Raw genomic sequence first — 16,112 nt, 5'->3', positions numbered from 1 at the left:
ATCGGGGTGCTACCAGAAGGTCGCCGCGAGCTCGTACTCGGCGAGCGCGGCCCGCACCAGTTCGGTGAGCTGCTCGGCGTCGAGCAACTCGGGCGGGTGGTAACCCATGACGCGCAGCGTGATCTGCTCCCCGGCCTCGATCAGCGCGACGTACAGGTTGCCGCCGCGTTCGGTCACGACGCTGCGCGAGTTCAGGCTCTGATTGACCAAGCCGAGCATCATCGCCGAGGCCGGGCGCCCGTCGATGCGGAGAATGTCGGGATCGAGCTTGCCGAGGCTGGAACACACCGTGGAGATGGGGTCGGTGGCGGCCTCCCGCGCCAGGCGGGCGTAGCGTCCGCGCGGCAGCGCCACCGCGATCGGGACCAGCGGCGGCACGTCCGGTCCGCCGGCCGCGGCCTCGGTGAGCTTCTCCTTCATGACCGCGCGCAGCGCGGCGAGGTCGGCCGGTTCGCCGTCGCGCACGTCCACTTCGAAGGCGATCGAGGTCAGAGCGTTCGCCCGCAGGTCGTCGCCGGTGCGGGTGCTGACCGGCATCATCATGCGAACCCGGCCCGCCTCGTCGGTGCGGCCGAGTCGCGTGGCGATGGCGGTCATCATCGCCACCGCCAAGGTGGTGCCGGTGCCGCCTCTGGCTCGTGCCGCCGCATGCCAGAGCTGTGCCGGGACCGTCGCGGTGACGGTGGGAAGCCGGAAGTCCCGCGCCTCCTCGTCGGTGGACACGGCCCCGCCGCGCCCACCGACGGCCAACCGCAGCGCCAGACCGGCTGCCGCGGGCAGCGAACGGGCTCGTCGCGCAGCATCGCGAACGTCGGCGGCGAGCAGGCGCATCCGGCCGAACTCGTCGGTGCGGTAGGCCAGGTCGAGCCGCTTGTCCGCGACGGCGTCGGTCACCGCCGCGCAGAACGCGTGGCCGTCCGCGAGGGTGTGTGAAACCAGCAGCGACACCGCGCTTTCCCCATTGTCGAGGTGGGTCGCGGCCAAACGCCACGCGGGGCCGCCGAAGGTGCGCAGCTCGGCGTTCCCCTGTTCGGCGATCCAGGTCTCCAGATCGCCCGCGGCGATCGGCTCGTCCGCGACCTCGAGCGGGCTGAAGTCGACTCGCGTCGTCCACCGGTCCCCGGCGGCGGGGATCATCGCCGGCGCGACCGCTCTGCCCAGCCTGCCGTGCCGCAATGCCTCGTGGAAATGCTCCAGCGCCGCGAGATCCACCGGACGGTCGTAACGCCAGACCGCCTGTATCGCCAGGGTTCCCCCCAGCGCGGAGTGCCCACGGGCGCTCACGCAATCGATATCGGTCAGGCGGTGGGTCACGCGAATCTCCCCTCGAGTACCGGACACCGGGGCGGGTCCGCACCGGCGTCGTCGCCGCCACAACTCGGCGCTACGACGATGGAGATCGTTCGAATATCGGGCTTCGAGCTGTTCGGCCAACCAAGAGCATCCGGCCTGGCAACGTCGTGGTCAACCCTACTGGCGGGTTCGGTGCGCGCGGTCCGCCGGTGCGGTGCGAAGGGTACCCATCGGTTCGTTACCTGCGCGAATAAGAATCCCGCCCCGAGCTGTGCGAGAGCGGCGGCCGGGGTATCCGGTGCGGCGAACCGGACCGATCGCCTCCGCTTGAGTTGGACGGGCGACCACGTCGGCAACGAGCGGGCGGCCCTGGTGGCGGTCAGTCCGAGGCCGCGCCGACCGGAGTCACTGAGCGCCCGGCGAGTGGCGGCCCTGTCCGCGCCGCCACTCGGCCTGCTTCGTCGTCAGGGTTGGCACCGCTGATCGGATGGCGGTATCGATGGCCTGCTACTGAGCCGTCGGACGGTTCGGCGGGACGCCGGTTCGTGCGATCGCCGCGACACTCGGATCATGATCACGCCGAGGCGGCTGTGCGGGGAATCCGATCGCGTCCCGAAGCTGTCCGGCGGATGTCGCCGCGATGGGGTGGACGTGGCGGAGTGAACGTCCGAGTCGGGCGCAGGCTGTGCGACCGTGTGACCGCCGGTGCGGCCTCGGTTCCGAAAATCGCTGTCCCGCGCTGTCATCCGGCCGTTCCGTGCCGCGAGATTGCCACCGGATGGCGCGCTGTCGAACACTTGAGCCATCGATTGACGTATCCCGATCGGCGGGTTTCTAATGATGGATGGCGCAATTCGTGCGCCGGTCGATCGACGAAGCGAGGTGAGCGGCAGATGCCGGATGACAGTATCGACATCGGCAACCGCGCCGCCCTCGAGAAACGGGTTGCGCCGCCGCGTCGTTGATCCGTGTCCGTGATCGGCGAGCGGGCAACGGCGCCCCGGTCGGCCGATGCGGCACGAACGCCACCCCGGTGTGCCACGACGCGTACGGACGGCGGTCCGGGTCCGCCCGACAGTCCTTTGCCGCGGCGCGACGATGGTTTCGACGCTGCTCGCCCCCTGTGCGCGCGTCCTCTGTCCCGGAGGGGTGCGCCAGCCCCGCACGACAGTAAGTATTGGAGCCCCCGCTATGGCCACATTGCCCGAGAAAGCCGGAACATCGCCTCACCCACCGGGGCCGGAACGCGAGCCGACCGGCTCCTCGTCGATGCGATCCTCCTCCGGGCAGCGGTAGGCGATGACGACCTTCCTCAGCGCCGTGACCGCCGATCACTTCGACACCGAAGTGCTTCAGCAGCATTGGATTCCACTCGCCGCCGACGACGCCGACACGGCGGCAGTGCTCCGGGAACGGCTCGGCATCGACTTCACCGCCGCCCGCGACCAGGTGTGGGAGACCGGCACCTTCCTCTATCTCCCGGTGGTCGCCGACTACCAGCGCGGTGAGACGATCGAACGGGCGACGATCGTGTTCGCCCTCGGCGGGGAGTTCCTCGTGACGCTGCAACCGGCGGAGCATTTCGTGCCGTTCGACAAGGCGGTCGCGAAGATGCGCCGCAACCCGGAACTCGCAGGCTCCGCGCACGGCGTGATGTACGCGCTGCTGTGGGCGCTGAACGAGGCGTCGGAACGGGTGCTCCACCATGCGGGCGCCGCGCTGGAGGCGACGCACGCGGAGATCGAGCGGGCGATCTCCGGCCACGACCGGCGCGATCTCGCGATCACCGACGTGCGGGGCACGCTGGCGCGGATGAACGCGACCGAACGAATCATCGCCCGCGCTCGGCAGACGCAGCTGCAACTGGCACGCGCCGCGCGCCACCTGCGGGTGGAAGGTCCGTCCGGCGGCGCCGAGCTGGACGATGCCATCAGCGTTCTGCTCGCGGACATCGACGGGGTGGGTCGGCACGCGAGCATCGAGTACGACAAGGCTCGCTACCAGCAGCAATCCGCGCTGGCCTGGCTGGACGCCCAACACAACGAGATCGTCAAGAGGTTCGCCGTCGCCGCGGTCTTCCTGCCGCCCGCGCTGATCGCCACCTGCTATGGCGTCGACCTGATCGCCGAGTCGTCCTGGCAGACCGGGCTTCTGCTCACCACACTGCTGACCCTGGTGGCCGCGCTGCTTCCGCTGGCCTACCTGAAGCGAAAGGGCCTGCTGCGCTGAGTCACACGGCGAGCGCCGATGTCCCTCGATCATTACCTCGCGCGTAATCGACTCTGCGCTCGCGGCGCGGCAAGGTTGGAGACAGCCGATCGGAACACCGGTACGGCGAGCCAAAACCTTTACCGCACAGGAGGATTCATCATGACGCGCTACGAGGAAGCGGTCGATCGGTACTTCGCCGCGTGGAATGCCACCGACGACGACGCCAGGACCGCGGCTGTCGCGGCCGCCTGGGCCGAGGAGGGAAGCTACACCGATCCCCTCGCGGAGGTGAGCGGGCACGCCCAGCTGACGGCGGCCATCGGAGGCGTGCAAGCGCAGTTCCCCGGCTTCGAGTTCCGCCGTCTCGGCCCGGTCGACGGCCATCACGACATCGCCCGCTTCTCCTGGGAACTGGTGTCAACGGCCGACGGCAGCGCCCCCGTCGCGGGCTCGGACGTGATCACCCTCGGAGCCGATGGCCGGATCACGAGCGTGCACGGCTTTCTCGACCGGGTGCCGACGGCGTAGGCGCGCGGACCGGCGCCGGGCGGCGGATCCCTTCGAGTCCGTGGGGCTCGTGGCGCGGAAGCTCGGCCGGCGATCCGCCTCCCGGCGACACGCCCGGCTCGCCCGCGGTCGGGTTGCGCCTGTGGCGAACACGGTGCGTCGTCCGTCGCCCGGGGGCATCCTGGACCCAGGAGCGCAATTCCGGCATACAGGGTGGTGGTCGGCGTGGACAACGCCGCGATGGATGCCTACTCCCGCACGGTGATCGCGGTGGCGGCCTCGGTGACGCCGCACGTGGCCAGCGTGCGGACCAGGCGGGGGAGCGGGTCGGCGGTGGTCTTCACCGACGACGGATACCTGTTGACGAACGCGCACGTCGTCGGCGGGGCCCGCGAGGGAGAGGTGGTCTTCGCCGACGGGGTGGAGTCCCGGTTCCACGTCGTCGGGATCGATCCGCTGTCGGATCTGGCGGTGCTGCGCGCACGCGGCGGCGCGCCCGGCGCGGTGTCGCTCGGGGATGCCGACCGGTTGGTGGTCGGTCAGCTGGTGGTCGCGGTCGGGAGTCCCCTAGGGCTGGCCGGCTCGGTCACCGCGGGCGTGGTGAGCGCGCTCGGACGCGCGGTTCCGGTGGCATCGCGGCGTGCCGGGCGGGTGATCGAGGACGTGATCCAGACCGACGCCGCGCTCAATCCCGGTAATTCCGGTGGCGCGCTGTCGGATTCGGCGGGCCGGGTGGTCGGCGTCAACACGGCGGTCGCGGGCATCGGGCTCGGTCTGGCCATCCCGATCAACGCGACGACGCGCCGGATCATCCGCACGCTGCACACCGAGGGGCGGGTCCGGCGCGCGTATCTCGGCCTGGTCGGCGTGCCCGCGCCATTGCCGGAGCCGGTCGCCGAGCGCACCGGGCAGGCCGCCGGGGTGCGCATCATGGAGGTGGTCCGCGGCGGTCCCGCCGAGGAGGCCGGGCTGCGCCGCGGTGACCTGGTGCTGAGCGTGGCCCGGTCGCAGGTGCGGGACGCCCAGGGCATCCAGCGGCAGCTGTTCGCCGAGGCGATCGGTGTACAACTGCCCGTCACCGTGCTGCGCAATGGGGCCATGGTCGATGTCATCGCGGTCCCGGTGGAACTGGTGGCGGACTGAGCGCTGTCCAGCCGGTCGCCGGGACCGGCTCGGCGGTGGTCACCGGGCGTCCGCACCGCCCACACCACCGACTCACGGAGTGTCGTTCCGGGCGTCGATCGCCTGCTCGAGTCTGACGGACATGGCCGCGGCGACGAATCCGGGAATGGTAGGCGCGAAGAGCCTGAGGTAGGTATCGATCCATTCGTGGCGCGCGACGAGGAACGGATAGTCGGTAGGGGCCATGTGGCGTACCGCGAGGATGGGCAGGGGCGCGTCGAGCGCCGGGAACGCCGGATTGTGCAGTCCGGGGTAGGTGCAACCCGGATAGAACTGCCCGATCATCAGACCTTTGTCGACGAATTTGGTCTTCTGTTGTCGTTGCACCGCGTCGATCGAGCCGTAGTCGGTGAGGTCGGGAAAGACCGCGAGAACGGCTTTGAACAGCGACTCGGGCGCCTCCTGCGGTGGCAGGGCCGGGAACAGGTCGAACAGATCGTCGGCGATCGCGGTGATGCGCCCGATATCGATGTCGTGCCCATCGAAGTAGGCGGCCCACAGGTACCTGTGCGTGATGGCATGGCTGGTGTAGGGGCACACAGGACCGGGCCGACCGAGATCCGGGTGGGGATGGCACAGGTATTCGCGGGTCCACCGGCGGAGTTCGGCGGACGAGGGATGGTCGGCCGGGCCGGTTTCCGCGTCGGGAGCGAAGAGGCTGACCGGCTGGACGCCGGAGCGTGTCCCGACTATGGGGTCGGTGTTCATCATCGGTTGGTCCTTGCTGAGGTCGGAGGCTCCGGTGAGGGGACGAGGGTGCGGCGGAAATGTTCGGTCAGGGTTGATCCGATGGCGCGTAGCGCCTCGGGGTCGGTCATCCTTTCGTGCGGGACCGCGACACGGTGTTCGACGATGCTGCCGGTGAGGTAGTCCTGCCACGCGAGAGACGGAGAGGGGCCGTCGCCCGGGTGGCCGTCGGCGGCGCTGAAGTAGAGCAGATCACCGTCGAAGAGCGCCGGTCGATGATCCCGCGTGAGGTCGATGAGCCGGGTGTAGTCGCCGTGCAGGGTTGCGAGATGCTCGGGTGTGAGGGCGGTGAAGAGACCGCCTTGCCGGTGCAGCAAGTCGGTCGCGGCCTCGACGGTGAGGTCGGCCGGAATCCGGGAACCGGCCACGCCGCCGAACTCGGTGAGCATGTCCCGGAGGGTGGGCAGGGGAGCTTGCGCGCTGCCCGCGTCGACTACCCGCGTGTCCATCATCGCCAGGGTGGCGACGGGTTCGCCCTCGCGGCGGAGTCGCACGGCGATCGCGTGCGCGATGGTGCCGCCCAATGAGTAGCCGAGCAAGTGATACGGGCCGTGCGGCTGGACCGACCGGATCTCCCGCACGTAGCGCGCGGCGAGTTGGTCGAGCGTGTCGAACCGCGCGGTGGGGTCGGTCAGCGCCGGGGATTGCAGCCCGTGGACGGGCCGCTCCGAGCCGAGGTGCTGCACGAGTCCGCTGAAACCCCAAGCCAAACCGATGGCCGGGTGGACGCAGAACAGTGGCGGTTCGGCGCCGGTCGCGCGCAGGGGGAGCAGCACCGCGAGCGCGTCATGGGGGTCGGGTTCCTCGAAGCCGCGCAGCCGAGCCTCGATGCGGCGGGCCAGCGATTCCGGTGTCGGGTCGCTGAAGATCCACTGGATCGGCACGGGTACCCCGGTCGACTCCTCCAGTCGCGCCACCAGTTGGGTCGCGGCGAGCGAGTTGCCGCCGAGAGCGAAGAAACCGTCGTCGCAACCGGCTCGTTCGAGCTGGAGCGTTCGCGCGAACGCCTCGCAGACGGTGGCCTCCAGTGGTGTGGACGGCGCGCGGAACGGGGGGCGGTCCGGCGCGGGCAGGGCTTTGTAATCGAATTTGCCGGTGCTGGTGAGCGGAATCCGGTCGAGGACGACGATGGCGGTCGGGATCATGTGGGTCGGCAGGCGGGTTGCGAGGTAGGTGGTCATGGCGACGGTGTCGGGTGTGGTGTGCGGCGTCGGTACGACGTAGCCGGTGAGTTGACCGGTGCCGTCGGGGCGGGTGTGCACGGTGACCGCGGCATAGGCGATGTCGGGGTAGCCGGCCAGCGCGGATTCGACCTCGCCGGGTTCGACGCGGTTGCCCTGGACCTTCAACTGCAGGTCGCTGCGGCCCTTGTATTGCAGTCTTCGGTCGGCGGTCCATGCCACCAGGTCACCCGTGCGATACATCCGCGTCCCGGGCCGCCCGTACAGGGCGGGGACGAATCGGCTCGCGGTGGTCGCGGGTTGCTTGTGGTAGCCGCGGGCGAGGCCCGGTCCGGACAGATAGAGTTCGCCGACCACTCCGAACGGAACGGGCCGCAGCTTGCGATCGAGTACGACGGCGGTGAATCCGCGGATCGGGCCGCCGATGTCGATCGGGCCGTCGACGGTGGTGGGCAGCGGAGTGCCCGCGCAGCTCGCGACCGTGGTCTCGGTGGCCCCGTAGCTGATGAGCACCGTGCGGCCCGGCGTCCATCGCGCCGCCAGCTCCGTTGGACACGGCTCACCGCCGATGACCAGGGTTTCGAGTCCGTCGGGATTCATCGCGGCGAGCATCGTCGGGGTGAGCGCGGCATGGGTGACGTGTTCCGCCCGTACCAGCTCGGACAGTCCGGCGCCAACCGGTGTGGGGGCGAGGACCAGCGTGGCTCCGCCGCAGACGGCGCTGATCCATTCGAGGATCGAGACATCGAAGCTCGGCGAGGCGACAGCCAGTATGCGAGAGGACGGAGTGATGCCGAACCGTTCCCGTGTGTCCGCGGCCAGGTTCGCTATCCCGGTATGTGTGACGACGACGCCCTTCGGGGTTCCGGTGGAGCCGGAGGTGTAGACCAGGTATGCCGGGTGCTGTGGTCGTAGTGGGGCTGTTCGGTCGGCATCGCTGATCGCCGCGGGGGAGGCCGCTGCCGACGTCGCGGCGAAGGAGGAGCTGTCGAGGGCCAGCCACCTGATGGTGTCCGGCAACCGGTTTCGGTAGAGCTCACGCGTAAGCCCTACTGCGGCACCGGAGTCCGTCAGGATGGTCGTGCTGCGCTCGCGCGGATGGCTGGGCTCGACCTGGACGAACGCGCCGCCGGTCTTGGCGACCGCCCACACGGCGATCATCGCGTCGATGCAGCGAGGTAGCGCTATGGCTACGAACGATTCCGGTCCTATCCCGGTATCGATCAACACCCGCGCCCACCGGTTCGAGATTTCGTCGAGTTCGCGGTAGGACAGTCGCGCGCCGTCGCAGACCACCGCTTCGGTCGCCGGATCCATCGCGGCGGTCAGCACCTGCGGCAACACCGACATCGCCGCCCCGTCTGGCCCGCGAACGGGCACCAGCGCGGCCTGCTCGGCCTGCGACAGCAGCTGTAGCCGGGTCAGCGGCAGGTCGATGTGTTCCGCGACGGCGTCGAGCACGCGCAGCACCCGGTCGGCGATGGCGTCGATCTGCTGCCGGGTCAGCAGATCGGGCAAGTACTTGAAGGTCAGGTGCAAGCTGTTGTCCTGGTGCACGATCAGGCCGAGCGGATAATGCGCGGCATCCTGTCCGTGCACACCCAGGACACGCATTCCCGCGATATCGGTGTCTTCCGACAACCCGGCCGAGTCGATCGGGTAGGACTCGAACGCCGTCACGGTGTCGAACATCGCGCCAGGACCGGCGATGTGCTGGATCTGGGCCAGGCCCAAGTGGTGGTGGTCGAGCAGCGCGGCTTGTTCGGTTCGGATTCGCCGTACCAGTTGGGCGAGGGTTTCGCGGTGGTCCAACCGGACCCGCACCGGCACCGTGTTGATGAACAGCCCGATCATCGATTCGATGCCGGCGATCTGCGGCGGGCGCCCGGAGACGGTGGTGCCGAACACCACGTCCTCGCGGCCGGTCGCGTTGGCCAGCACGATTCCCCAGGCGGCCTGAACGAGGGTGTTGAGCGTGACCTCCTGCCGCTGTGCGGTGGCGACCAGCGCCGAGGTGCGGTGTTCGCTCAGCTGGACCCGCACGTCGCGCATGGCGGTGGTGTGCCTGCGGCCGCGATCCGCGACCGCCAGGAGAGTCGGCTCCGACACGCCCTCGAGTGCCCGCGTCCACGCGGTTTCCGCCGCACTCTGATCTTGGGCGTGCAGCCACGTCAGGTAGTCACGGAAGGGACGGCCCGGAGCGGGCGCCGCGGCGGCGTCGTCGCAGGCGTAGAGGGTCAGCAGTTCCCGGATCAGCAGTGGCGTCGACCAGCCGTCGATCAGGATGTGATGCATGCTCCACACCAGCCGGTATCGCTCAGGGGCGCTGCGCACCAACGTCATTCGCAGCAGCGGCGCCGCGGTCACGTCGAAGCCGGCGCGCCGGTCGGCGGCCGTGAACCGCTCCAGTTCGGCGGCGGAGTCCTCGTGCTCGGCCAAGTCGATGCGGGTGAACGGCACGTCGACGTGCTTGTGCACGACCTGGACCGCTTCACCCGCGCCGTCGCGCACGAACGCGGTCCGCAGGTTGGGGTGCCGTCCGACGAGCGCCTGCGCGGCGCGGCGCAGCCGATCGGCGTCGACGTGTCCGCCGAGTTCCATGCACAGTTGCACGATGTAGGCATCGAGGGCGCCGTCCGCGAGCTGGGCGTGGAACAGCAATCCCGTCTGCAGCGGCGTCAGCGGCCAGATGTCCTCCACAGCCGGGTGCAGGCGCACGAGCCGGTCGATCGTGTCCTGGCTCAGATCGACGAGGTCGAGGTCGGAGGGAGTGAGCCCGCCGGCGCCGGGCCGGGACGCGTGGTCGGCCAGTGCGGTCACCGCGTCGCGCCACAGTTCCGCGAGCTCGGTGACCACGTCGGAGGTCAGCGGGCCGGTCGGATAATCCCAGGCGGCGGTCAGAACCGGCCCGTCCGCGGTGTCGGTGACGACCGCGTTGACTCCCAGCAGGGACGCGACGGTCGAGTCGGGGTTCTGGATTCCACCGCCTCCGGCGGGCATCCACCCGGCCTCGCGCAACGCTGCGGGAATGGTGTCGTACCTGCCCATATAGTTGAAGCTCACCTGCGGTGCGGGCAGCGCACGCAGGATGCGGGCGGTATCGGCGTCGAGGTATCGCAGCAGTCCGTAGCCGATCCCGTGATCGGGGACCTGCCGCAAACGTTCCTTGACCGATTTGACGACAGCCCCGGCGGCGGGTCCGGCGGCGAACGCGTCATCTATGTCGAGGCCGGACAAGTCGAGTCGCACCGGATAGGTGGTGGTGAACCATCCGATGGTGCGCGAGAGGTCGGCGTGCGGGAGCACCGTGTCGTGGCGGCCGTGGCTTTCGAGGGTGAGCAGCGTTTCCGGCACGGTGTCGCCGTGATCGCGCCGCCACCGGGTCAGCGCCAGAGCGAGCCCCGCGATCAGCGCGTCGTCCACGTTGCCGCGGAAGGCCTCCGGCAGCGTGGTGAGCACCGCGCGGGTCACCGCGATGGACAGCTTCACCTCGACGGTCGCGACGGTGGCCTGCACGTCCACCGCTGGGTCGATGGGGCGTGCGCCGATCGGCGGGTCCGCGGCGTCGAGCGTGGTGCGCCACCACTCGAGTTCGTCCCGGCGCACGGCGGCGGTGTTCACGGCATGCGCCCAGCGTCGCATCGAGGTGCCGACCGGTGCGAGCCGCGGTGGTTGCCCCGCGCTGAGCTGCGCCCACGCGATCGCGAGGTCGGGAACCAGGATGCGCCACGAAACGCCGTCGACGACCAGGTGGTGCGCGACGATCAGCAGCCGTCCCGGCCGGCGCGCCCACTCGAACCAGACCAGTTGCAGCACGACTCCTGCCGCGGGGTCGAGGCGCTCGGCCGCGGCGTTCGCCTCGGCGTCGGCGATCGCGGCGAAGTCGCTGCTGTCCGGCGCCGCGGTTACCGGCACGCGCCGGATCAGCTCCGCGGCGGGTGCGGCGGTCGGCGATACGTGCAGCGCCCAGCCGGACGCGTGCGCGGGGTCCGGGCGTAGCCGGGCTCGCAGCATGTCGTGGTGTTCGAGCACCGCTTGGACGGTGGCGCCGATTCCGGCTCTGTCGATACCGGCGGGCAGCGTGAGCATCGCCCACTGGCTGAAACGGTCGAAGCCACCGCGTTCGAACATCCAGCACATGATCGGCGTCAGCGGTATCTGTCCCACGCCTCCGCCGGGCAGTTCGGCGGGCAGGGCGGTGGCCTCGGTGCTGCCGCGCACGGCGACCCGGGCCAGCTCGGCGACCGTTCGGTGCTCGAACACGTCGCGCGCGGAGAACAGCAGATCCGCCGCCTTGGCGCGCGCGACCAGCTGAATCGCCATGATGCTGTCGCCGCCCATGGCGAAGAACGAATCGTCCGCCCCGACCTCGTCGAGTCCGAGCACCTCCGCGAACAGTCCGGCCAGCGTCGTCTCGAGCTCGGTGGCCGGTGGCCGGGTTCCGGCACGAGGGGTGAAGTCGGGCTCGGGCAGAGCGGTGCGGTCCAGCTTGCCGTTGGCCGTCATCGGTAGCGCGTCGATCACCACGACGGTCGCGGGCACCATATGCGAGGCCAACCGCTCCGCGGCGAACTCGCGAACCGCGGCCGTGTCGAGCTCGACCCCGGATTCGGGAACCACGTACCCGATCAACCGGTCGCCGGTGACCGCGCCTCGGCGCACGGCCGCCACCGCGTGCGCGACACCCGCGTACGCCAGCAGCGCCGATTCGACCTCGCCCAGCTCGATGCGGAAACCACGGATCTTCACCTGAAAATCCGTGCGGCCCAGGTAGTCCAGCGTCAGATGCCCGGTCGGCGACCGCAGCCACCGCACCAGGTCTCCGGTCCGGTACATGCGCTGCCCCGGCTCCGCGAACGGGTTGGCGACGAACCGAGACGCGGTCGTGCCCATCCGGTTGCGATAGCCGCGCGCCAAAGCGGGACCCGCCAGATACAACTCGCCGACGACTCCGACCGGTACCGGCCGCAACCAGGTGTCGAGCACGATCTCCTGCACCCCGCGAATCGGGCTGCCGGTCGTCACGGCCTCACCCGCCACCAGTGGGCGCCCGGCGTCGGTCTGGATCGTGGCCTCGGCAGGACCGTAGGTGTTGAACAATCTCCGGCCCGGCGCCCACCGCGACACCAACTCCGGTGGGGGGTCCTCGCCGCCGATCACGACCGTCCCAAGGCCTCCGAGCCCGGCCGGATCGACCGTCGCCAAGGCCGTCGGCGTCAGCGCCGCGTGCGAAACCCGCTCCCGCGTCAAGATTCGCGCCAGCTCGTCCCCGCCGTACACAGTCGGCGGCGCGATCACCAGTTGCCCGCCCGTCGCGAACGCCCAGAGGTATTCGAGTACCGCCGCGTCGAAACTCGGAGACGCGGCATGTAGCACCCGGGTGCCCGGCCCGACACCCAACCGCGTACGTTGATCGTCCACCAGATTCGCCAACCCCTTGTGCGACACCACCACCCCTTTGGGCTCTCCCGTCGACCCGGACGTGTAGATCACGTACGCCGCGTGGTCGGCCCGCACCGGCCGGGTTCGCTCCTGGTCACTCACCAGCGCTGCCGGCAATCCCGCCAGCTGCGCTTCGACCGCCGGTTCGTCGAGCACCAGCCATCGCACCGATCCGGGGAAACGATTCCGCCACCGAGACAGCGTGATCCCCGCCGCCGCACCCGAATCGGTGAGCATGTACGCGATGCGGCCGGCCGGATACTCGGGGTCCATCGGCACGAACGCCGCCCCGGACTTCGCCACGGCCCAGACCGCCAGCACCGACTCGACCGACCGCGGCAATCCGACCGCGACGCTGGTCTCCGGCCCCGCTCCCAGCCCGATCAGCATGCGCGCCAGCCGATTCGACTCCGCATCCAGTTCACCGTAGGTCCACCGGCGGTCGCCGCACACCGCCGCGACCGCACCCGGATCGTTCGCCACCGCCGCGGCCAGCAGATCCGGCAAGACCTGCGCCGGCACCGCCGGACGACCCGACACCGGCGCCAACTCGCGGTATTCCGCGGGGGACAGCAGATCCAGCCGGGACAGTGGTAGATCCGGGTCGGTGGCGACCGCGCCCAGCACGCGCAGGACTCGACGCAGCGTCGCGTCCATCATGTCGTGGTCGAAGAGGTCGGGCAGGTACTTGATGTCGAGACGCAACCGCGTGTCGACCTGGGCGACAAGGCCGATCGGGTAGTGCGCCGCGTCGGCGCCGCTCACATCGAGCAGCCGCATGCCCGCGATGTCGGTATCGGCGGTGAGCCCGCCACGATCGACCGGATAGGACTCGAACACCGTCATCGTGTCGAACATCGCTCCCGGCCCGGCCACTCGTTCGATGTCGGTCAGGCCCACGTAGTGGTGATCGAGCAGCGCGGCTTGTTCGGTCTGCACCCGGTCGAGCAGCTGCCCCAAGCTTTCGGTGGGGGCGAGCCGGACACGCACCGGCAGCGTGTTGACGAACAGCCCGATCATCGATTCGACGTCCGTGAGTTGCGGAGGCCGTCCGGAGACAGTGGTGCCGAAGGTGACGTCCGTCCGGGATGTCGAGGCGCCCAACACGATCGCCCAGGCCGCCTGGACCACGGTGTTGAGGGTGATTCCGCGTGCCCGCGCCAGTTTCGTCAAGTCGGCGGTCTGTTCCTCGGTCAATTCGCCGAGGACGTCTCGTGATTCGGTGTAGCGGCGGCGGGGGTCGGGCGGAGCCATCAGGGTCGGCTCGTCGGCGCCGTCGAACGCACGGGCCCAGGCGTCGAGCGAAGCGGTCGGGTCCTGCCGCACCAGCCACGCCAAGAAGTCCCGATAGGGTCGGACACGAGGCAGCATCGTGTCGTCGCCGTCGGTGGCGTAGAGCACCAGCAACTCCTTCAGGAGCAGCGGCATCGACCAGCCGTCCAGCAGCAGGTGATGGTTGGTCAGCACCAGCCGGAAGCGTTCCGGCCCGGTGGTGACCAGCATCCAGCGCAGCAGCGGGGCGCGCGACGGGTCGAACCGGGTCGCGCGGTCCGCGGCCATCAGCCGAGTCCACTCTCGGTCCCGTTCCGCGTCGTCCAGCCCGGACAGGTCCAGCTCCGTCCATGGCGCCTCGGCGTCTTCGTCGACCACCTGCACCGGCCCGGTGTCGGTGACGAACGCCGCGCGCAGATTCGCATGCCGGTTCAGCAGCGCCTGCCCGGCTCGGCGCAGCCGCTGCGCATCGACTCGCCCACCCAGTTCGAGGACCAGCTGGACCACATAGGCGTCCACCGACTCCTCGGCGAGCAGCGCATGGAACAGCAAGCCCTCCTGCAACGGAGTCAACGGCCACACATCGCTCAGCGCCGGATATGCGGTCTCGAGCCGTTCGATGTCGGACTGGGTGAGATCGACGAGGTCCAGATCGGATGGCGTCCGTCCGCCGGTCCCGGCGCGGTGGCTGGATGCCGCCAATGCGATCAGTACCCGGCGCCACGACTCCGCCACCTCGTGCACCTGGTCGGCGGTGAGCACCCCGGCCGGATACGACCACCTCGCCCGCAGCCGCCGCCGATCGCCGTCGTCCAGCACGAGGGCGTTGATGTCGAGCACCGCCGACATCGGCAGGTCCGGGTCGAGCGCACCGGTGAACTCGGCGCCCGAGAGCTCCCCGCCGTCGTCCACCGGTAGCCATCCGGCGGACGGTGCTGCTCCGGGCACCTTCGTGGCGACGCGGCCGAGGTAGTTGAACGCGATCTGCGGTGTCGGCATGCTCGCGAGTTCCGGTCCGGTATCGGTGTTGAGATACCGCAGCAAGCCGTAGCCGATCCCGTGGTCAGGGACCTTGCGCAGCTGTTCCTTCACCGACTTGACCGCTGCCCCCAGCGCGGGCCCACCCGCGGCCGCGTCGTCGACATCGATGCCGGACAGGTCGAGGCGCATCGGGAAAGTCGTGGTGAACCAGCCGACCGTCCGGGCCAGATCCGAGCCGGGGACCGCGTGCTCCTCGCGGCCGTGCCCTTCCAAACCGATCACGACGTCCGCGAGATCGCCGGACGCGACCGTGTCGCGCTCGCGCCGCCACTTCGTCACCGCCACCGCCAGCGCGGCCAGCAGCCCGTCGCTCACTTCGCCGTGGAATGCCGCGGGCACGGTGGTCAACAACGCCTCGGTCACTTCGGGGGGAACATCGATCTCGACCGTGCGGGCAGTCGCGGCGACGTCGATCGCGGGGTCGAGGGAGCGGGATCCGATCACCGGATCGTCTCCGGCGGCCATCGCTTTCCAGAACCCCAATTCGGCGCGCCGCTCGGCGCTTCCGGCCGCTTCGACCAGCCCGTGGGCCCACCTGCGCATGGACGTCCCGACCGGGGCCAGCTCAGGTGGTTCGCCGGACTCGATCCGCGCCCACGCGATCGCGAGATCCGGCACCAGCACCCGCCAGGACACTCCGTCGACGACCGTATGGTGCGCCACCAGCAGCGCCCGGCCCGGCTCCGTCGTGGCTACCGGGTCGAACCAGACCACCTGCAGCACGATCCCGGCGCCCGGATCGAGCCGGTCCGCGGCGGCGTCCAACTGCGCCGCCACAGCAGCACGGAACTCGGCGCTTCCCGGGGCATCCGGCATCGCCACCCGGCGGATGACGTCCTCGGCTCGAATCGCCCCGGCGGGCAAGGCTTCCCACGCCCAACTTCCGTCGTCGGTCGGGCGCAGCCGCGCGCGCAGCATGTCGTGCCGATCGAGTACCGCCTGCACCGTGCCCACCAGCCGCCGCCGGTCGATCCCCGGCGGCAGTCCGAGCAACACCGCCTGCGAGAAGCGGCCGAATCCCGACCCCGCCCGCTCGAGCAGCCACCGGACGATCGGCGTGACCGGCACCGGCCCCACGCCTCCGCCGGGCAGTTCGGCCGGAAGCGTGGTCGCCGCGGTGCCGCCGCGGACGGCGACCTCGGCCAGCCCGGCGACCGTCTTGCGGTCGAACACGTCGCGCGGGGTGAACACCACACCCGCCGCCCTGGCCCGATTGACCAACTGGATCGACATGAT

Annotated in this window: 6 protein-coding genes; 3 read left to right on the top strand and 3 right to left on the bottom strand. The window is 70.1% G+C overall.

Going from position 1 to position 16,112, the window contains the following annotated elements; translation table 11 throughout:
* Nucleotides 1–9: 9 nt before the first annotated feature.
* Complete coding sequence (locus NB3_RS32180; protein WP_067810782.1) at nt 10–1,314, bottom strand: hypothetical protein; 1,305 nt, start codon at nt 1,312–1,314, stop codon at nt 10–12.
* Between the two features lie 1,278 nt (nt 1,315–2,592).
* Between NB3_RS32180 and NB3_RS32175 the strand changes: the two genes are divergently transcribed.
* The 3 genes from NB3_RS32175 (at nt 2,593) to NB3_RS32165 (ending at nt 5,154) form a co-directional block, all read left to right on the top strand.
* Nucleotides 2,593–3,522 carry a CorA family divalent cation transporter gene (locus NB3_RS32175; protein WP_067810780.1) on the top strand — a complete coding sequence of 310 codons (930 nt, stop codon included), beginning with the start codon at nt 2,593–2,595 and terminating at the stop codon, nt 3,520–3,522.
* A 141-nt stretch (nt 3,523–3,663) separates the two neighbouring features.
* Nucleotides 3,664–4,032 carry a nuclear transport factor 2 family protein gene (locus NB3_RS32170; protein ID WP_067810777.1) on the top strand — a complete coding sequence of 123 codons (369 nt, stop codon included), beginning with the start codon at nt 3,664–3,666 and terminating at the stop codon, nt 4,030–4,032.
* Nucleotides 4,033–4,251: 219 nt separating this feature from the next.
* On the top strand, nt 4,252–5,154 hold the full coding sequence (locus tag NB3_RS32165) for a S1C family serine protease (RefSeq protein ID WP_174553273.1): 903 nt from the start codon (nt 4,252–4,254) through the stop codon (nt 5,152–5,154).
* Nucleotides 5,155–5,226: 72 nt separating this feature from the next.
* Here NB3_RS32165 and NB3_RS32160 read toward each other — a convergent pair whose 3' ends face one another.
* Nucleotides 5,227–5,904: a DUF6875 domain-containing protein gene (locus tag NB3_RS32160; protein WP_157112135.1), complete on the bottom strand. Its 678-nt coding sequence runs from the start codon at nt 5,902–5,904 to the stop codon at nt 5,227–5,229.
* Nucleotides 5,901–16,070 carry a non-ribosomal peptide synthetase gene (locus NB3_RS32155; protein WP_218020677.1) on the bottom strand — a complete coding sequence of 3,390 codons (10,170 nt, stop codon included), beginning with the start codon at nt 16,068–16,070 and terminating at the stop codon, nt 5,901–5,903. Before NB3_RS32155 ends, NB3_RS32160 begins: the two co-directional genes overlap by 4 nt.
* Nucleotides 16,071–16,112: the final 42 nt, after the last annotated feature.

The sequence above is a fragment of the Nocardia beijingensis NBRC 16342 genome (assembly GCF_001612785.1).
Classification (GTDB): Bacteria; Actinomycetota; Actinomycetes; order Mycobacteriales; family Mycobacteriaceae; genus Nocardia; species Nocardia beijingensis.
This window is presented reverse-complemented; position numbering and strand designations above follow the sequence as displayed.

Bases quoted from the DNA above. Each gene is read 5' to 3' on its own strand.
- NB3_RS32175 (WP_067810780.1), top strand. From the start codon at position 2,593: ATGACGACCTTCCTCAGCGCCGTGACCGCCGATCACTTCGACACCGAA.
- NB3_RS32170 (WP_067810777.1), top strand. From the start codon at position 3,664: ATGACGCGCTACGAGGAAGCGGTCGATCGGTACTTCGCCGCGTGGAAT.
- NB3_RS32165 (WP_174553273.1), top strand. From the start codon at position 4,252: ATGGATGCCTACTCCCGCACGGTGATCGCGGTGGCGGCCTCGGTGACG.
- NB3_RS32160 (WP_157112135.1), bottom strand. From the start codon at position 5,904: ATGATGAACACCGACCCCATAGTCGGGACACGCTCCGGCGTCCAGCCG.